The organism is Rhodobacter sp. P1_C2 (genome assembly GCF_056406375.1).
Window position 1 is genome coordinate 187,323 of record NZ_JBFUAG010000009.1, and the last position, 17,096, is coordinate 204,418.

Below are 17,096 nucleotides of genomic sequence, written 5' to 3' on the forward strand. Positions count from 1 at the left end.
GGCGATCCTCTACATAGGAGGCAGAGAAGGAACCCGCGATGAGTGAACACCAAGCTCCGGTCTTGCTGACCGAGGACGAAGAAACCGGCGAGCGCCCGTTCTGGCCCGCGCTGCGCCGTGGCTTTGCCTGCCGTTGCCCCAAATGCGGCGCCGGCCCCGTGCTGCAAAGCTATCTGAAAGTGCGTGACCATTGCCCGGTCTGCGGTGAGGCCTTCTACCATCACCGCGCCGATGATGGCCCGGCCTATCTGACCATCCTGATCGTCGGCCATATCATGGCGCCGCTGATGTATTGGGTCTTCGTCGAATGGCGCCCTGACCCGATGGTCATGGCCACGATGTTCACCCTCGGCACGGCAACGCTGTCGCTGGCCCTGCTGCCGCGGCTCAAGGGGGCGATCGTCGCCCTGCAATGGGCCAAGCGGATGCATGGCTTCGGCATGGACCCCAAGGCAGACCCCGCGCTGCCCGAACATGCCTGAGGTGCCGATCCATGCCGCAGCCAGCCTCGTGCTGGTGCGGCAGACCCATGCCGGTCCCGCGGTCCTGATGGGGCAAAGGGGGGCCAGCGCCGCCTTCATGCCGTCGAAATTCGTCTTTCCGGGCGGCAGGGTCGATCCCGGCGACGCCGCCGCAGCCCTTGGCCTTGCGCCGGACTGTCTGGACCGTCTGGCCGCCTGCCCCCTGCCCGGCTCTCCCGCGCCCGCGGCGATCGTCGGGGCCGCAAGGCGCGAGCTGCGCGAGGAGACCGGGCTTCATCTCGCGCCCGGCGCCCCGCTGCGCTTCATCTTCCGCGCCATCACGCCGCGCGGAATGCCCCGCCGCTTCGATGCGCGATTTCTGCTGGCCGATGCCGATGCCATCGAAGGCGCGCTCGACGATTTCTCCGCCGCCGAGGACGAGCTGTCGCATCTGCACTGGGTGGAGCTGACCCGGACCCGCGGCCTCGATCTGCCCTTCATCACCGAGATCGTGCTGGCCGAACTGCGCGCCCTGCTGGCCGGCGTGCCGCAGCCCGGCGTGCCCTTCTTCGACAACTCCGGCGCCGTGCCGACCTTTCGCCGCCTGACCTGATCAGGCGGCCCCGATCAGGCCGTCAACACGATCCCGATGATCGACAGCGCCAGCAGGGCGATGCCAAGAAGCTCGCGCCGCGACGGGATCTCGCGGAAGACATAGGTCGATACGGCCAGCGTGAACAAAAGCTCGACCTGCCCCACCGCCCGCACATAGGCCGCGTTCATCAGGGCAAAGGCCCAGAACCAGCCGAGGCTTGCCAGCATGCCCGTGATCCCCGCCCAGAAGGCCGGGCGGCGTGCGGCGGCGATGCGGGCCATCTCGTCGCGCTTCGACAGGATCAGCCAGGGCGACAGGATCACCACCTGCAGGGTCGTGACCACCGCCAGCGCAAAGACCGCGCGAAAGAAGGCATCCTCGCGCCCGACGGCCAGCGTCGCCGCCCGGTAGGCGACCGAAGCCACCCCGAAAAGCCCGCCCGCCACCAGACCTAGCAGCGTGGCCCGGTTGAGGAAATCGCCCTTCCAGCCGCCCTTGGGCCGGGTCAGGATCAGGACGCCGACCAGACCCAGCAGGATGGCGGCAAGGCCCGAGGGCGACACCGTCTCGCCCAGAAAGACGGCCGAGAAGAGGGCGACCTGCAGGACCTCGGTCTTGGTAAACGCGATCCCCACCGCAAAACTGCGCTGCGCGAAAAGCGAGACGGTGCAGAAGGTCGCGGCGATCTGCGCAGCCCCCCCGGCCAGCGCCCACAGCCAGAAGCCCGGCGCCAGATCCGGCCAGCCATAGCCGCGCCAGAGCATCAGCCCTGCGGTCACCAGAATGGCCAGCGGCGAGGCGGTCACGAACCGCGCCGCCGTGGCCGAAAAGGTCGAAAGACCCAGAACCTTCAGCTGTTTTTGCAGCGAGAATCTGGCGGTCTGCAGGGCAGCCGCAAGCAGGGTGATCGGCAGGAAAGGATGCATGGCATCTCTATGCCACCCGGTCCTCGCACAGTAAATCCTGATCCTGCACGATTTCCGGCGCGGCGGACCACAGGGGATGCGGCACCGGGTCCTTGGCGCGCAGCAGGTAGCGGCGGATCACCTCGCCATAGCTGGCATAGACGTAAGACTCGTTGCGCCGCAGGTAATGCGCCCGGCGCGCGGCATAAAGCGCCGGCAGCTTGTACCAGGAAACCTGGGGGTGCATGTGATGGACGACATGCAGATTGTTGTTGAGAAACAACAGGGCAAGCGGCCCGCGATCCTCGACGATCACGGTGCGGGCGCGGCAGGCGGCATGGGCGCGATGTTCAAGGAAGGTGCGGATCTTGAGCAGGGCAAAGCCTGTGTAAAGCGCGATCCCATAGGCCCAGACCGGCATGGCGACCCAATGCAGCCACAGGGCCACCGGCAGCAGCCCCAGAAGGTTGAGCATCCAGGCCCCGATGACCGCACGGTCGCCGCGCCAGATCAGGGCGATATCCTTGGCCACGAAGATCCAGATGCCGATCACCGGTCCCAGAAGCACACGGCCCAGAAGCGTGTTGTTGGCGCGCAGGATCAGCCGCAGGGGAACGGGCAGCCGCGCCCAGACCGCCGGGTCGCAATAGTTCGATTCCGGGTCGTCGTAGGGGTCGGTCAGATCGGGGTCATGGTGGTGCTGCAGATGGGTCGCGCGGAAACGACGATAAGGCACCAGCACCGCAAGCGCGGGAAAGACCAGCGCCTCGTTCAACAGCGGCTGGCGGAAGGGATGGTCATGCAGCGCCTCGTGCTGCAGCGAGGAGAATTGCGCAATCGCCACACCGGCGAGCAGGACCGACAGAACCATGCTCTGCCCCCAAAGCGCGGTGCCCAGGCCCCAGAAGATGTAGGTCAATGCCAGCAGGATCAGGGTCGGCCACTCAATTTCTCTTTTGCTGGCGGGCATTTGCTTCTCCGATTGTGCCTTGGAGGTTAGCACTTGCCAGACCTGTTCGGAATTCAGAGAATACGCAAGAAAACGTCAACATTGTTTTGGGAAATCACCAAATGCCCGATATGATCGACAGACGTGACCGCGCCACGCTGTTCCGCAGCCGCCTGGCCCAGGCGATGGCCGAGGCCGGGATCAGCCAATCGGCGCTGGCGCGGCAGGCGGGGCTCGACCGTTCGACGATCTCGGCCCTGCTGGCGCCGGGCACGCGCCTGCCCAATGCCCAGGCCGCCGCCGATTGCGCGGTGACGCTGGGGGTTTCGACCGACTGGCTGCTGGGCCTGACCGACCGTCCCACCCCGCCCGACCGCCTCGCCGAAGAGGCGGTGACCCTGGTCCCCGCGCCGCGCGCCCTCTTCGATGACATGATCTTCTCCTGGCACCGCGCCGCTGCCGGCACCAAGATCCGCCATGTGCCGGCCACGCTGCCCGATATCCTGAAAACCCGCGCCGTGGTCGAATGGGAATATGAGACCGCGCTCGGCCGCGATGCCGCCGCCGCCATCGAGATCTTCGAGGCGCAGAGGGTCTGGCTCAAATCCGCCCATTCCGATTTCGAAATCGCCCTGCCCCGGCACGAGCTGATCGGCTTTGCGGCGGGCACCGGCTATTGGTCGGGCCTGCCGCGCGCCCTGCGGCAAGCCCAGATGGATGAACTCGCCAGCCTGACCGAGATGCTTTACCCGACCCTGCGGCTGTACCTTTTCGACGCGCGGCGGGTGTTTTCGGCGCCGGTCACCATCTTTGGCACCGAACGGGCGGTGGTCTACCTCGGGCGGCAATATCTGGTGTTTTCCGACCCCGCCAAGGTGATCGAAGTGTCGCGCCATTTCGACTGGCTGGTGCGCGAGGCCGGGCATTCGGCCCGCCACACCGCCGAGGCGCTGCGCGGCTTTGCGGTGTGACCCTCAGTAAACCCTCAGGTTTTTGACGTCATAGCCGTTGAACTCCAGGATATCCCGGGCGGCCTTCAGCCGGTCGGGCGGCAGATGGGCGTCGCGGTTCAGGATCATGCCGAACTTGCCCGCGGGTTGCCCGACCACCATGGTCCGGTTGTCGCCATCGACCCACAGCACCCAGAAGGGCCCGACCCCGGGCAGATCGAACCGCCCCGGCACCGCGGCCTGCATCGGCCCCGCGCCGCTTTTCACGCCCGAGGGCAGGCAAAGCGCATAGGTCGTCTGGGCGCCGATCTCCATCGAGCCGCCGCTGCAGGCGGTGCCAAAGCCCGCGACCTGGTTCCAGTGGCCCGCAATCCGCCCCGGCGCGAAGCCCGCGATCGAATAGACCTGGCGCGAGGTGTCGCGGTAGACCGGCTCCACCACGGGTTTGGGCGCGCAGGCGGCCAGAAGCAGGGCGAGGGGCAGAAGGCGTTTCATTGCAGGCACAGGGTAACCTCGGTTCCGTCGGCCTGCAGGATGTCATTGCAGCCGACCAGGGGGGTGATGGGCGAACAGCTGCCCGAACGGGCAAGGCATTCGCCCTGACAATCGCGTTTGGAGCGGCAGGCCTTGCCGCCATCCCGCGTGCGGTGGACGCAGATCCGCCCGCTGGAGCCCGGCATCTCCGCCCATTGCCCGCCCGCCTTCTCGCACAGCGCCTGTTCGGGGGGAACGGGTTTCGGCGCGGCTTCAGGCGCGGGGGTCTGGGTCGGGGTCTGGGACTGGCTTGCGGCGGCCGTTGCGGTACTGTCCGAAGGCCGCGGTTTGGGGCGCGGGGTGGTCTTGTCGGGCACCTCGACGGTCACGGCACTCGCCGCGGGCTTGCCCGGGGCGGCTGTGGCGGGTGCCGGCCCGTCGAGGGGGGTGACCGCAATCGCCTCGCCCACAAGGGGGGTGACCGCCTCGCCCGTTGCGGCGGGGGCAGCGGACTTCGGCGCCTCCTTCTGCGGCAGCTGCATCTGGCAGGCGGCCAGCAGGGTCAGAAGAACGCAAATTCGGGCCAAGAGGCGCATCATGTTCTCGATTTCGGCTCTGGAGGGGGCTTGGCGTCGGTCACGGTCAATAGGGTTGCGGATGGGCGCGGTGGGCGGTCGAAATCTCGGCCAGCACCTCGGGCGAAAGGGTGATCTGCGTCAGGTTGTTGGCCAGCTGCGCCGTGCTGGTGGCCCCGACGATCGGGATCGTCGGGAAGGGCCGGCTGCGGCAGAAGGCCAGCGCCATCTGGCAGGAGTCGAGCCCGTGGCGCCGGGCGATGTCCAGATAGGCCTCCACCGCCGGGAAAAGCCGTGGCGTGATCCGCCCGCTCAACTGCGCATTCAGCGACCGGCGCGAGCCTGCCGGGGTCACATCGCCCTGATACTTGCCCGAGAGGATCCCGCAGGCGAGCGGCGAGAAGGCCAGAAGCGGCATCTCCTCCAGCACCGAAAACTCGGCCCAGTCGGTGTCGAACTGGCGGCAGAGCAGCGAATATTCGTTCTGCACCGTCGCCATCCGCGGCAATCCGTGCGTGTCGGCGAGCGAGAGCCACTTGGCCGCCCCCCAGACCGTATCATTGGAAAGTGCAATGTGGCGGATCTTGCCCTCGGCGATCAGCTGCGCCGAAAGCTCAAGGATTTCCAGCATATGCGCTTCGATCTTCACGCGGTCGCCCTTGCGGGGGTCAAAGCGCCAGGTGTTGCGAAAGTGATAGTGCTGGCGGTTCGGCCAATGCAGTTGGTAAAGGTCGATATGGTCGGTGCGCAGGCGTTTCAGGCTGGCCTCCACCGCCTGGCGCATCGTGGCCGCGCTGAGGGGCGCGCCGTCGCGCACCGCCGCCTGACCCGCGCCGCTGACCTTTGTGGCCAGCACCACATCCGCCCGCCGGCCACGGGCGGCGAACCAAGCGCCGATGATCTCTTCGGTGCGGCCCACGGTTTCCCGGGCGACCGGGTTGACCGGATACATCTCGGCCGTGTCCCAGAAATTCACCCCGCGTTCCAGCGCCAGATCCATCTGTTCATGGCCCTCAGCCAGGGTGTTCTGGCTGCCCCAGGTCATGGTGCCAAGGCAAATTTCGGACACTTTGATCCCGGTCCGTCCCAAATCGATCTGCTGCATCGCCTGCCTCTGCCCCATCCGCCTGCGCCCCACGCTAGGGCCTGCGGCGGCGGAAGGAAAGCCGATGGGATTGAGAACATTGCGCGAACATCCTAGACTTTGGCATGGCCTTGCCGATTCTCCATACCCCGGAAGGGCGCCAGCCCTGGCCCGTGCAGGCTTTGCCCGGCGCGCTTTGGCGCGACTTCGGCCTCGGGCTGGCGCGGGGACGGGTGCATGAGATCTGCGGCCCGGCGCGCACGGCGCTGGCGGCGCTGATCCTCGGCGAAAGCCAGGGGCCGGTGATCTGGATCGGCCCGGGCTGGCTGCCCGAGCGGCTTTATCCTGCGGGTCTGGCCGAACTGGCCGACCCCGGGCGGATCATCTTTGCCCGGGCGCGCCGGCCCGAGGATCTGCTCTGGTCGATGGAGGAGGCCCTGCGCTCGGGCGCCGCCCCCCTGGTGCTGACCGATCTGACGGTGCCCCCCGGCCTGACCCCGGTGCGCCGCCTGCATCTGGCCGCCGAGACCGGGGCCGAGGCCGCCCGCCATGCCGGGCGCCTGCCGCCCCTGGGGCTGCTTCTCACCCCCGAACAGGGCGGCGCGCAGGGGGTGGAAAGCCGCTGGCACATGGCGGCGGCCCCCAGCGGCACCACCCTCATCTCCAGGCGCAGTGCCTGGGTGCTGCGCCGTCTGCGCGCCCGCATGGCCCCCGAAGCCGCCTTCCATCTGCGCCGCGAAGCGCCCGATCTGATGGAGGATCTGGCCGAAGGCCATGAGGCGCGTCTGGAGGCCTCGGTTCTGCCCGACCACACTGCTTAGTGAAGGAAAGACCGGCCGATCCGTGCTAGGCTCCGCAAAAGGAGACGCCATGCGCCTGATTGCAAAACTCTTTCTGCTCCTCGCGGCCCCCATGCTGGCAGAAGGCGCCAGCGCCGCGCCGGCGGCCTATCATCTGCAGCCCGAACTCTCCTCGGTCGGTTTCGAGACCGATTTCGGCCCCGACAAGATCAGCGGCACCATGCCAGTGGCCAAGGCCGACCTGACCTTGGATTTCGCCAATGTCGCGGCCTCCAAGGTCAAGGTCACGCTGAACGCCGCCGGGGCAGAGGCCAGCTTTCCCTTTGCCACCCAGGCGATGCGCGGGCCGAAAGTGCTTGATACGGCAGAGTTTCCCGAGATTTCCTTCGTCTCGACCGGGGTGAAGGCCGAGGCCGAGGGCGCCACGGTCAGTGGCAATATCACCATCCGCGGCGTCACCCAGCCCGCGAGCTTTCACGCCGAGATCTACCGCCAGCAAGGCACCGTGGCCGGCGATCTGAGCCATCTGACCATCCGCCTGACCGGCGCCGTCGCCCGCAGCGCCTTTGGTGCGCAGGGCTGGCGCGACATGGTGGGCGATCAGGTCCGGCTGAACATCCTGGCCCGGATCGAAAAAGCGAATTGAGATGCTGCGCAACGATGCCACCCATTTCGGCCTGATCAGCCGATTGATCCACTGGGCGATGGCGGTGCTGATCCTGGCGCTGCTCGTCCTCGGCACAAGGCTCGCCAGCATCCAGCCCGGCCTTGCCAACCTCTGGCTTTACGGGCTGCACAAGACCATGGGGCTGACGGCGCTGCTGCTGGTGGCGCTGCGGCTGGTCTGGCACCGGATCAGCCCGCCCCCTGCCCCGCTGGGCCCGCCAAAGGCCTGGGAGACGCGGGCGGCAAAGGCCGTGCATCACCTGACCTACCTTCTTCTGGTCGCCATTCCGCTGTCGGGCTGGGCCTATGCCTCGGCCACCGGGCTTGACATCCTTTTCGCCGACCGCTGGGTGATCCCGCCGATCGCCCCGGTGTCGGAGGCCTGGGAGAACGCGGGCCTTCTGGTCCATTCGGTCCTGACCAAGCTATTGATGGCGGTGCTTGTCGTGCATGTGGCAGGCGCGCTCCGCCGCGGGCTGAAGCGTGACGGCACGATCCGGCGGATGACGACGGGCTAGGCTCCCCGGCTAGATCTTCGGCTTCTTCGCCGATTTCTGCGTCAGCATCTTCCAGATCATGTGAAGGATCAGCAGCAGCGCCAGACCGGAGATCGAGGTGCCGGTGATGCCGCCGATCTCCTCGCCCTTCTTCATCATCTTGACCAGGGCCTCGGTGCGCTCTTTCTTCGAGGTGTCGGGTTTGCTTTCCTTCTCGATCCTCGCCAGCGTGGTCGGAATCCAGGGCGGCGCGCCGACATCCTTGGCGACCGTCTTCGTGGCCTTGATCACGCCATCGGGGTCCTTGGCAAAGTCCATCTCGGCGACCTTCGACGCCTTGCGCAGCGCCGCCTGCAGCGCCAGCAAGGCCGTCACCACATCGTCCAGCCAGATCAGCCCGGCCTGCAACTCCGGCTCCAGCGTCTCAGCGGCGGCGGTCCCCGACAGTTTGCAGATCGGCGCGTGACGTTTGAGCCAGTTGTGGACCTTGACCGCGGCGGCATGGGCCTTTTCCGGGTTCACGCTGACCGGCGCCTTGCCGGCGATCTTCTTCAGCTCGCCTTCCAGCGTGGTCAGGGCGCGGTCGGCCTCGGCCAATTCCTTGCGGACCGAGGCATCAAGGGAAGATGTCATCGCAAGCTCCAAAAAACAGGATAAAAATCAACTTCTGAATGTAATGAGAGTAGCAGCACCCGCCTCCCCTCGCAAGCATCGCCCGGGCAGGCGGCGTGACCTGCATCAAGGCGGGACCCGCCGTCGCGTGGCAGGGTCGCGGCAGAGTTCAGAAAGAGGAGAGCGCCATGCAGATCAGCTTCACCGGATTGACCGCCCTTGTGACCGGCGCGGGTTCGGGCATCGGCGCCTCCATCGCGCTCAGCCTAGCCGCGGCGGGGGCGCGGGTCGTGGTTGCCGATCTGAACCTTGACCATGCCAATGCCGTGGCGGCCCGGATCATCGCGGCGGGCGGGCAGGCCCATGCGGCGGGGGGCGATGTGTCCGACCCCGAAGTGGTGCAAGCGCTGGTGGCACTTGCCGTCGAAAAGGGCGGCGCGCTGTCGCTTCTGGTCAACAATGCGGGCATCGGCGGGCCGCAGGTGCCGCTGGGCGACTACCCGCTGGAGGGCTGGAAACAGGTGATCGACGTGAACCTCAACGCCGTCTTCTACGGCATGCGCTTTGCCATCCCCGAGATGCTGAAGACCGGCGGCGGCGCCATCGTCAACATGGCCTCGATCCTCGGCAGCGTCGGCTTTGCCGGGGCTTCGGCCTATGTGGCGGCCAAACATGCGCTTCTCGGCCTGACCCAAACCGCCGCGCTGGAATATACCGGCAAGGGCATCCGCACCAATGCCGTGGGTCCCGCCTTCATCGACACGCCGCTGCTGTCGGGCCTTCCGGCCGAGGCGCGGCAGGGTCTGGTGGCGCTGCACCCGATCGGGCGGCTCGGCACCGCGCAGGAGGTGGCCAATCTGGTCCTGTTCCTGCTGTCGGATCAGGCGAGCTTCATTTCGGGCAGTTATCACCTTGTTGATGGCGGCTATACCGCCGGCTAGCCTTAGCTCTGGCCCTTCGCCGCGGCCCGCGTTAAATGGGCGCGAACGGTTCAAGGGGCGCGCCATGGCTCGGATTCTCATCACTTCTGCCATTCCCTATATCAACGGGATCAAGCATCTGGGCAACCTGGTCGGAAGCCAGCTGCCCGCCGACCTTTTCGCCCGCTACATGCGCGCGCGGGGCCATGAGGTCATGTTCATCTGTGCCACCGACGAACACGGCACCCCGGCGGAACTTGCCGCCGCCAAGGCCGGCAAGCCGGTCGAGGCCTATTGCGCCGAGATGCACGAGGTCCAGGCCGAGATCGCCAAGGGCTTCCGGCTGTCCTTCGACCATTTCGGCCGCTCCTCCAGCCAGCGCAATCACAAGCTGACCCAGCATTTCGCCGGTGTTCTGGATGCCCAGGGCCTGATCCGCGAAGTCTCGGAAAAGCAGGTCTATTCGGTGGATGACGGCCGCTTCCTGCCTGACCGCTATATCGAGGGCACCTGCCCGAACTGCGGCTATCCTTCGGCGCGCGGCGACCAATGCGACAACTGCACCAAGCAGCTGGACCCGACCGACCTGATCAACCCGCACTCGACGATCTCGGGTTCGACCAACCTTGAGGTGCGGGAAACCAAGCACCTGTACCTCATGCAGCGCACCCTCCGCGACAAGCTGGAGGCCTGGATCGACAGCAAGACCGACTGGCCGATCCTGACCACCTCCATCGCCAAGAAATGGCTGAACGATGGCGACGGCCTGCAGGACCGCGGCATCACCCGCGATCTTTACTGGGGGATTCCGGTCAAGAAGGGCGATCAGCCCTGGCCGGGGATGGAGGGCAAGGTCTTCTACGTCTGGTTCGATGCCCCGATCGAATATATCGCCGGCACCGCCGAATGGGCCGATGCCAAGGGTCTGGACGACGCGGCCTGGGAGCGCTGGTGGCGCACCGACAAGGGCGCGCATGACGTGACCTATTACCAGTTCATGGGCAAGGACAACGTGCCCTTCCACACCCTGTCCTTCCCCGCCACGATCCTCGGCTCGGGCGAGCCGTGGAAGCTGGTCGATTACCTCAAGTCCTTCAATTACCTGAATTATGACGGCGGCCAATTCTCCACCTCGCGCGGACGCGGGGTCTTCATGGATCAGGCCCTGTCGATCCTGCCGTCGGATTACTGGCGCTGGTGGCTGCTTTCGCACGCCCCGGAATCCTCGGATGCGGAGTTCACCTGGGAGAACTTCCAGGCCTCGGTCAACAAGGACCTCGCCGATGTTCTGGGCAACCTCGTCAGCCGGGTGACCAAATTCGCCAAATCGAAGTTCGGCGAGACGATCCCGGCGGGGGGCGACTTCGGCCCGCAGGAGACGGCGCTGATCGCCGATCTCGGCGCCCGCATCCGCGAATACGAGACGCTGATGGAGGCGATGGAGGTCCGCAAGGCCGCTGCCGAACTGCGCGGCATCTGGGTGGTGGGCAACGAATATCTGCAATCGGCAGCGCCCTGGACCGTGGTCAAGACCGACCCGGAAAAGGCGCAGGCGATGATCCGCCTCGCCATCAACCTGATCCGCATCTATGCGATCCTGTCGCAGCCCTTCATCCCCGACGCCTCGGCCACGATGATGACGGCGCTGGGCTGCACCGACTGGACCTGGCCCAGCGACGTGTCCTCCGCGATCCGCGCCTTGGCACCGGGGACCCCCTTCGCCGTGCCGGAAAACCTGTTCCGCAAGATCACCGACGAGGAGCGCGTCGATTGGCAGACCCGCTTTGCCGGGGTGCGGACCTGAAACGACAACGGCCGCAGATCGCTCTGCGGCCGTTTGGTTTCAAGGGGATAGCGTTCAGAACAGGCCGATCAGCTTGGCGCTGACCAGAACCAGGATCAGCGCCAGAAGCGTGCGCAGCGCGCGTTCCGGCAGACGCGGCGCCAGCATCGAGCCGATGATGATGCCCGGGATCGAGCCCAGAAGCAGCGTCACCAGCAGCATCCAGTCGACATCGCCCATGTACCAGTGGCCAAGGCCTGAAATCAGCGTCAGCGGCACCGCATGGGCGATATCGGAGCCGACGATGCGCAGGGTCGGCAGGCGCGGATAGAGCACCAGAAGCGCGGTCACCCCGATGGCCCCTGCCCCGACCGAGGTCGTCGTGACGAGCACGCCCAGCACCACGCCGGTCACGATGGTCAGGGCGGCCACCAGCCCCTCATTTGTGGTCGTGATCCTTGCGGCAAGGTAGCTCACGATCTGCGCGCGGAACAGCAGCGTCGCCGCCGTCACCAGAAGCACCGCCCCCAGCATGACAGCCAGAACCCCGCCCTTGCTGGTATGGATCGCGAAAGCCTGCATGACGGCAAAGGTCGCCAGCGTCGCCGGGACCGAGCCTGTCGCGAGCCGCCGCACGATCCGCCAGTCGACCGATTTGTTGCGGCCATGCACCGCCGTGCCGACCGTCTTGGTCGCCGCCGCATAGAGCAGGTCGGTGCCGACCGCCGTGGCCGGATGGATGCCGAACAGCAGAACCAGCAGCGGCGTCATCAGCGACCCGCCCCCCACGCCGGTCAGGCCCACGATGATGCCGACGGCGAGGCCGGAAAGGGAAAAGAGAAAATTGATGTCGCCAAAGCTCATGAAACGCGAGTCTCCCTGCTGTCGGGCGGCAGATTCCCGACATGGCGTGGTTCTGTCAATCTAAAGACGTAATCTCGATAGAATTAACTGATATTGCGTGGTTTAACGCCCACAACCGGGTTTCACCGCTTTCCAGCCCTGCAAAACCGGAAATCTGCCCTGCACATTTGCCCAGATGCGGGGCGGTGCGGCTTCTGTTACATTGCGCTGAAAGGAGCCTCCATGAACGACACGGTCAAATTTGTCTCGCGGGGCGTGGCCCATGTCAGCGTGGCCTCGGGTGCCCGGGCGCAGAATGTCACCTTCGTGCTTCTGCCCAAGTTCACCATGCTGGCCTTCTCCTCGGCGATCGAGCCTCTGCGGATGGCCAACCAGCTGACCGGTCAGGTTCTGTTCCGCTGGCAGGTCCTGTCGGATGATGGCGCGCCGGTGGCCTGTTCGAATGGCGTGCCGGTCATGGTCGAGGGCGCCTGGCCCGAGGCGCAGCCCGATGGCATCGTTCTGGTCGTCTCGGGGGTGGAGCCCGAGGGCAAGGCCACGGCGGCGCTGGGCGATTGGCTGCGCGGGCTCTGGCGGCGCGGGCGGGTCGTGGGGGGGCTTTGCACCGGGGCCTATGCGCTGGCGACGGCGGGGATTTTGAAGGGGCGCAAGTTCACCCTGCACTGGGACAATATCCCGGGTTTTGCCGAGCTTCACCCCGACATGGCGCCGGCGCGTCAGGTCTTCTGCATCGACGACCGGGTGATGACCTGCGCCGGTGGCGTGGCCGCGGCCGACCTGATGCTGAAGCTGATCGCCGACCGCCATGGCGCGGCGCTCGGGCAAGAGGTCATGAACATGTGCCTTCTGACCCAGCGGAGGGATGAGGCCGACCAGCAGACCACCTCGCTCGCCGCGCGCTTGGGCACGCGGCACGAGAAGCTCTTGCAGGCCGCGGCCTTCCTTGAGGCGCGGATCGAGGAGGACTTCGACCTCGACGCCTGCGCCGCCCATCTGAGCCTGTCGCGCCGCCAGATCGAGCGGCTGTTTTCGGCCCATCTTGGCATCACCCCCGTCCGCTACATGAACGATCTGCGGCTGGCGCGCGGGCGGGCCTTGCTGGCGGAGACCGACATGAAGGTGACCGAGGTGGCGGTGGCCTGCGGTTTCGCCTCGGCCTCGCATTTCTCCAAGAGCTTCCGGAAAAAATATGGCGTCTCGCCTTACCGCTTTTCCCATTTCGGCGTTGCGGCTTAAGAAAAGGCGCGCCTGCGGCGCATTCCTTTTTTCTCGCCTCTGGCCTGCGGCCAACCGGCTCGGGCTTTTGCCTCCGGCGGGAGTATTTGGGCAAAGAGCAAAGGGGCTTTGGCTTGCCTGAACTTGGGGGGGCGGGTATGGAGGCCCCAAGCGAAAGGGTGTGCCATGCCGATGTTCTTCTCGACCCAGGATGATGATTTCGAAAGCCGCTTTGCGGCGCTTCTGGGGATGAAGCGGGAAGAGGCCGAGGATGTCGATCTGGCGGTGGCGGGGATCATCGCGGATGTTAGGGCCCGTGGTGATGCGGCCTTGCTGGAGCTGACGGCGCGGTTCGACCGGCTGGAGCTGACGGCCGGAACGCTGGCCTTTTCGGCCGAGGAGATGGCCGCGGAATGCGCCAAGGTCTCGGAGGCGGACCGGTCGGCGCTGGAGCTCGCGGCGGCGCGGATCCGGGCCTATCACGAAAGGCAGACGCCGCAGGATGCCTCCTGGACCGATGCGGCGGGGGCGCGGCTGGGCTGGCGCTGGACGCCGGTAACGGCCGCCGGGCTTTACGTGCCGGGGGGGCTGGCCTCTTACCCCTCCTCGGTGCTGATGAACGCCATTCCGGCCAAGGTGGCGGGGGTGGAGCGGCTGGTGATCGCTTGTCCGACGCCGGGCGGGGTGGTCAATCCGCTGGTCCTGCTGGCGGCGCAGATTGCCGGGGTCGATGTCGTCTACCGGATCGGCGGGGCGCAGGCGATCGCGGCTTTGGCCTATGGGACCGAGACGATTGCCCCGGTCGACAAGATCACCGGGCCGGGCAATGCCTATGTGGCGGCGGCCAAGCGGCGGGTCTTTGGGAGGGTCGGCATCGACATGATCGCCGGGCCTTCGGAGATTCTGGTGATCGCCGATGGTGCCAACAACCCCGATTGGCTGGCGCTGGACCTGCTGTCCCAGGCCGAGCATGACGAGAGCGCGCAGGCGATCCTGATCACCGATGATGCGGGTTTTGGTCGGGCGGTGGCGGCGGCGGTCGACAAGCGGCTGGAGACCCTGGAACGGCGGGCGATCGCCGGCGCCTCCTGGGCGCAGAATGGGGCGGTGATCACGGTGCGTAACCTCGACGAGGCGGCGGCGCTGTCGAACCGGGTGGCGCCCGAGCATCTGGAACTTTGCGTGGCCGACCCCGAGGCCCTCGCCACCAGGATCACCCATGCGGGAGCGATCTTCCTTGGGGCATGGACTCCGGAAGCGATCGGCGATTACGTTGGGGGCCCGAACCATGTGCTGCCCACGGCACGGTCGGCGCGGTTTTCCAGCGGGTTGTCGGTGATGGATTTCGTCAAGCGCACCACCATGGCGAAGATGACACCCGAGGCGCTGGCCGCCATCGGGCCTGCCGCCGAACGGCTGGCCATTTCGGAAAGTCTTGAGGCGCACGGGCTTTCGGTGCGCGCCCGTCTGGATGCCTTGAATGGGGGGCAAAGATGACCAACCGTCTCTGTGCGATCGAGATCGACGACAAGGGCCTGACCCCGCCGACCGCCGAGGTCGATCAGGAGCGCAAGGTCGCGATCTTCGACCTTCTGGAGGACAATTCCTTCTCGATCCCGCGCGCGGCGGAGTTTCCCGGCCCCTACCGGCTGGGCCTTGGCATCCGCGACGGGCGGCTGGTCTTTGGCGTGGCCGACGAGCCGGGCCGCCCGGTGGCGGAGTTCCACCTGTCGATGGGGCCCTTCCGCCAGGTGGTGAAGGATTATTTCCAGATCTGCGAAAGCTATTTCGAGGCGGTCAAACGCCTGCCCCCGAGCCAGATCGAGGCGATCGACATGGCGCGGCGCGGCATCCACAACGAGGGGGCCCGCGTGCTGCAGGAACGGCTGGAGGGCAAGGCCCTGGTCGATGGCGCCACGGCCCGGCGGCTGTTCACCCTCATCTGCGTGTTGCACTGGGGCTGATGCATGGGCAAGCTCCCCTCTGCCGTGCTGTTCTGCTGCGACCATAACGCCGTGCGCTCGCCCATGGCCGAGGGGATCATGAAGAAGCTTTACGGCCAGAAGATCTATGTCCAGTCGGCCGGGGTGAAGAACGACATGGAGATCGACGGCTTCTCGATCGCCGTCTGCCAGGAGATCGGGGTGGAGCTGGCCCGGCACCGCTCGCGCTCGTTCGAGGAGATGCAGCAATGGGGCGACGATCTGGGGCAATATGACCTGATCATCGCCCTGTCGCCGGCCAGCCAGCGGATGGCGCTGGACCTGACGCCGCATTACCACATCGACGTCGAATATTGGCCGATCCTCGACCCGACCGGTCTGGGCGACCAGCGCGAGGCCAAGCTTTCGGCCTATCGGCAGGCGCGCAACCAGATCCGCGAGCGGATGCTGGCGCGCTTCGGCCCGCCAGAGGTGCCTCAGGCCGGCTGACCGACCAGCGCCGGCAGGTTGTCCTCGATCCAGGCGGAGAGGTCGAGGACCCGTGTCGCGACCTCGGCCCCCAGAAGCGTCAGCGTGTAGTCGACATGCGGCGGGACCACGTCGCGCGCCTCGCGCAGGACCAGATGGTCGGATTCGAGCACCTGCAGCGTCTGGGCCAGCATCCTTTCGCTGATCCCGTCCACCCGCCGCCGCAGTTGCGCAAAGCGCAGCGTGCCCTCGGCCAGGGCGATCAGCACCAGCGCCCCCCAGCGCGAGGTGACATGCTGCAGGATCAGCCGCGAGGGGCAGTCGGCGGCAAGGACATTGCCCTTCATCAGATTGCGTGCAGCTGCGGAGAGTTCAGTGTGCGCCATTGCAGTATACTAACCAAAATGTGGGTTCTTCCTTTTCGTTAGTACCGGCGTAATCTGCCCCCGTCAACATGAAGGAGATCATCATGACCACTGCCATCACCGGTGCCACCGGCCATCTGGGCCGCCTTGCGATTGCCGCCGTGAAAGCCCGGGGCGGCGACACGATTGCCCTGGTGCGCGACCCCGCCAAGGCCGCCGATCTGGGCGTCGAGGCCCGCGCCTTCGACTACAAGAAGCCCGAGGTCATGGCGGCGGCGCTGCAGGGGATCGACACGCTGGTGCTGATCTCGTCCAGTGATTTCGACGACCGCGCCGGGCAGCACAAGGCGGTGATCGATGCCGCCAAGGCGGCGGGGGTCGGCCATGTCGTCTATACCTCGATCCTGAAGGGCGCGGAGAATCCGATGATCCTCGCTTCGGATCACAAGGCGACGGAAGCCTATCTGGCAGCCTCCGGCCTGCCCCATACCGTGCTGCGCAACGGCTGGTACACCGAGAATTACACCGGGTCGCTGGCCGGATCGGTCGCGCATGGCGCGATGGTCGGGTCTTCGGGGACGGGCCGCATCTCTGCCGCCGCCCGCAAGGACTACGCCGAGGCGATCGCGGCGGTGCTGCTTGACCCCACCAAGCTCGGTCAGGTCTATGAACTGGCCGGCGATACGGCCTTCACCATGGCGGAGATGGCCGAGGTCGTCTCGGCCAAGGCGGGCAAGACCATTCCCTATCATTCGCTGCCGACCGCCGATTACGCCAAGATCCTCGAAAGCTTCGGCCTGCCGGCGGGTTTTGCCGCGGTGCTGGCCGATTGCGACGACCAGGCCTCGCGCGGGGCGCTGTTTGACGACAGCAAGACCCTGTCGAAGCTGATCGGGCACCCGACCACGCCGATGGCGGTGACGGTGGGGGAGGCGCTGGCCTGAGACGGCGCGCCCCGGCCCGACCCCGG

The 17,096-nt window shown here is 66.6% G+C and carries 21 protein-coding genes; 13 read left to right on the forward strand and 8 right to left on the reverse strand.

Annotated elements, in window-relative coordinates; genetic code table 11:
* Positions 1-38: 38 nt before the first annotated feature.
* Together AC1DZT_RS16760 and AC1DZT_RS16765 are read left to right on the forward strand one after the other, a co-directional pair.
* Positions 39-482 carry a DUF983 domain-containing protein gene (locus tag AC1DZT_RS16760; RefSeq protein WP_478007782.1) on the forward strand — a complete coding sequence of 148 codons (444 nt, stop codon included), beginning with the start codon at positions 39-41 and terminating at the stop codon, positions 480-482.
* The gene (locus AC1DZT_RS16765) at positions 475-1,074 is read left to right on the forward strand and encodes an NUDIX hydrolase (RefSeq protein ID WP_478007783.1); all 600 of its coding nucleotides are present in this window, start codon (positions 475-477) and stop codon (positions 1,072-1,074) included. The genes AC1DZT_RS16760 and AC1DZT_RS16765 overlap by 8 nt, the downstream gene beginning before the upstream one ends.
* A gap of 14 nt (positions 1,075-1,088) precedes the next feature.
* Here AC1DZT_RS16765 and AC1DZT_RS16770 read toward each other — a convergent pair whose 3' ends face one another.
* Together AC1DZT_RS16770 and AC1DZT_RS16775 are read right to left on the reverse strand one after the other, a co-directional pair.
* Positions 1,089-1,982, reverse strand: coding sequence for an EamA family transporter (locus AC1DZT_RS16770; protein WP_478007784.1), 894 nt, complete (start codon positions 1,980-1,982; stop codon positions 1,089-1,091).
* Between the two features lie 7 nt (positions 1,983-1,989).
* A complete protein-coding gene (locus AC1DZT_RS16775) occupies positions 1,990-2,931 on the reverse strand; it encodes a fatty acid desaturase (protein WP_478007785.1) in 942 nt (313 codons plus the stop codon).
* A 110-nt stretch (positions 2,932-3,041) separates the two neighbouring features.
* On the opposite strand from AC1DZT_RS16775, the gene AC1DZT_RS16780 reads away from it, so the two are divergent.
* Positions 3,042-3,881 (forward strand): helix-turn-helix domain-containing protein, encoded by an 840-nt coding sequence (locus tag AC1DZT_RS16780; protein ID WP_478007786.1) that lies wholly within the window; start codon positions 3,042-3,044, stop codon positions 3,879-3,881.
* A gap of 3 nt (positions 3,882-3,884) precedes the next feature.
* On the opposite strand, the gene AC1DZT_RS16785 is transcribed toward AC1DZT_RS16780, so the two are convergent.
* Genes AC1DZT_RS16785 through AC1DZT_RS16795 form a run of 3 tightly spaced genes read right to left on the reverse strand, consistent with a single transcriptional unit; the run spans position 3,885 to position 6,014 of the window.
* Complete coding sequence (locus AC1DZT_RS16785) at positions 3,885-4,355, reverse strand: lipocalin family protein (RefSeq protein WP_478007787.1); 471 nt, start codon at positions 4,353-4,355, stop codon at positions 3,885-3,887.
* On the reverse strand, positions 4,352-4,933 hold the full coding sequence (locus AC1DZT_RS16790; protein ID WP_478007788.1) for a hypothetical protein: 582 nt from the start codon (positions 4,931-4,933) through the stop codon (positions 4,352-4,354). The genes AC1DZT_RS16785 and AC1DZT_RS16790 overlap by 4 nt, the downstream gene beginning before the upstream one ends.
* Before the next feature lie 43 nt (positions 4,934-4,976).
* Positions 4,977-6,014: an aldo/keto reductase gene (locus tag AC1DZT_RS16795; RefSeq protein WP_478007789.1), complete on the reverse strand. Its 1,038-nt coding sequence runs from the start codon at positions 6,012-6,014 to the stop codon at positions 4,977-4,979.
* Positions 6,015-6,118: 104 nt separating this feature from the next.
* On the opposite strand from AC1DZT_RS16795, the gene AC1DZT_RS16800 reads away from it, so the two are divergent.
* The 3 genes from AC1DZT_RS16800 to AC1DZT_RS16810 are packed head-to-tail and all read left to right on the forward strand — an operon-like array spanning position 6,119 to position 7,977.
* The gene (locus AC1DZT_RS16800; protein WP_478007790.1) at positions 6,119-6,814 is read left to right on the forward strand and encodes an ImuA family protein; all 696 of its coding nucleotides are present in this window, start codon (positions 6,119-6,121) and stop codon (positions 6,812-6,814) included.
* A 49-nt stretch (positions 6,815-6,863) separates the two neighbouring features.
* The gene (locus AC1DZT_RS16805; RefSeq protein WP_478007791.1) at positions 6,864-7,439 is read left to right on the forward strand and encodes a YceI family protein; all 576 of its coding nucleotides are present in this window, start codon (positions 6,864-6,866) and stop codon (positions 7,437-7,439) included.
* 1 nt (position 7,440) lies between these two features.
* Positions 7,441-7,977: a cytochrome b gene (locus tag AC1DZT_RS16810; protein WP_478007792.1), complete on the forward strand. Its 537-nt coding sequence runs from the start codon at positions 7,441-7,443 to the stop codon at positions 7,975-7,977.
* 9 nt (positions 7,978-7,986) lie between these two features.
* Here AC1DZT_RS16810 and AC1DZT_RS16815 read toward each other — a convergent pair whose 3' ends face one another.
* Positions 7,987-8,589, reverse strand: a complete 603-nt coding sequence (locus tag AC1DZT_RS16815; RefSeq protein WP_478007793.1) for a hypothetical protein — start codon at positions 8,587-8,589, stop codon at positions 7,987-7,989.
* Positions 8,590-8,756: 167 nt separating this feature from the next.
* Here AC1DZT_RS16815 and AC1DZT_RS16820 point away from each other — a divergent pair, with 167 nt between their 5' ends.
* Entirely contained in the window at positions 8,757-9,509 is a 753-nt protein-coding gene (locus tag AC1DZT_RS16820) for an SDR family NAD(P)-dependent oxidoreductase (protein WP_478007794.1), read from the forward strand.
* 64 nt (positions 9,510-9,573) lie between these two features.
* Positions 9,574-11,292 (forward strand): methionine--tRNA ligase, encoded by a 1,719-nt coding sequence (gene metG, locus AC1DZT_RS16825; RefSeq protein ID WP_478007795.1) that lies wholly within the window; start codon positions 9,574-9,576, stop codon positions 11,290-11,292.
* A gap of 54 nt (positions 11,293-11,346) precedes the next feature.
* Here the strand turns inward: metG and AC1DZT_RS16830 are convergent, their stop codons facing one another.
* A complete protein-coding gene (locus AC1DZT_RS16830) occupies positions 11,347-12,135 on the reverse strand; it encodes a sulfite exporter TauE/SafE family protein (RefSeq protein WP_478007796.1) in 789 nt (262 codons plus the stop codon).
* A gap of 222 nt (positions 12,136-12,357) precedes the next feature.
* On the opposite strand from AC1DZT_RS16830, the gene AC1DZT_RS16835 reads away from it, so the two are divergent.
* The 4 genes from AC1DZT_RS16835 (at position 12,358) to AC1DZT_RS16850 (ending at position 15,782) form a co-directional block, all read left to right on the forward strand.
* A complete protein-coding gene (locus AC1DZT_RS16835) occupies positions 12,358-13,371 on the forward strand; it encodes a GlxA family transcriptional regulator (RefSeq protein WP_478007797.1) in 1,014 nt (337 codons plus the stop codon).
* 165 nt (positions 13,372-13,536) lie between these two features.
* Complete coding sequence (gene hisD, locus AC1DZT_RS16840; protein WP_478007798.1) at positions 13,537-14,847, forward strand: histidinol dehydrogenase; 1,311 nt, start codon at positions 13,537-13,539, stop codon at positions 14,845-14,847.
* Complete coding sequence (locus tag AC1DZT_RS16845) at positions 14,844-15,314, forward strand: UPF0262 family protein (protein ID WP_478007799.1); 471 nt, start codon at positions 14,844-14,846, stop codon at positions 15,312-15,314. Before hisD ends, AC1DZT_RS16845 begins: the two co-directional genes overlap by 4 nt.
* Positions 15,315-15,317: 3 nt before the next feature.
* Complete coding sequence (locus tag AC1DZT_RS16850; protein WP_478007800.1) at positions 15,318-15,782, forward strand: arsenate-mycothiol transferase ArsC; 465 nt, start codon at positions 15,318-15,320, stop codon at positions 15,780-15,782.
* Here the strand turns inward: AC1DZT_RS16850 and AC1DZT_RS16855 are convergent.
* On the reverse strand, positions 15,770-16,147 hold the full coding sequence (locus tag AC1DZT_RS16855) for a winged helix-turn-helix transcriptional regulator (protein ID WP_478007801.1): 378 nt from the start codon (positions 16,145-16,147) through the stop codon (positions 15,770-15,772). The two genes, AC1DZT_RS16850 and AC1DZT_RS16855, sit on opposite strands and share 13 nt — an antisense overlap.
* Positions 16,148-16,230: 83 nt before the next feature.
* Here AC1DZT_RS16855 and AC1DZT_RS16860 point away from each other — a divergent pair, with 83 nt between their 5' ends.
* Positions 16,231-17,070 carry an SDR family oxidoreductase gene (locus tag AC1DZT_RS16860; protein ID WP_478007802.1) on the forward strand — a complete coding sequence of 280 codons (840 nt, stop codon included), beginning with the start codon at positions 16,231-16,233 and terminating at the stop codon, positions 17,068-17,070.
* Positions 17,071-17,096 lie beyond the last annotated feature (26 nt).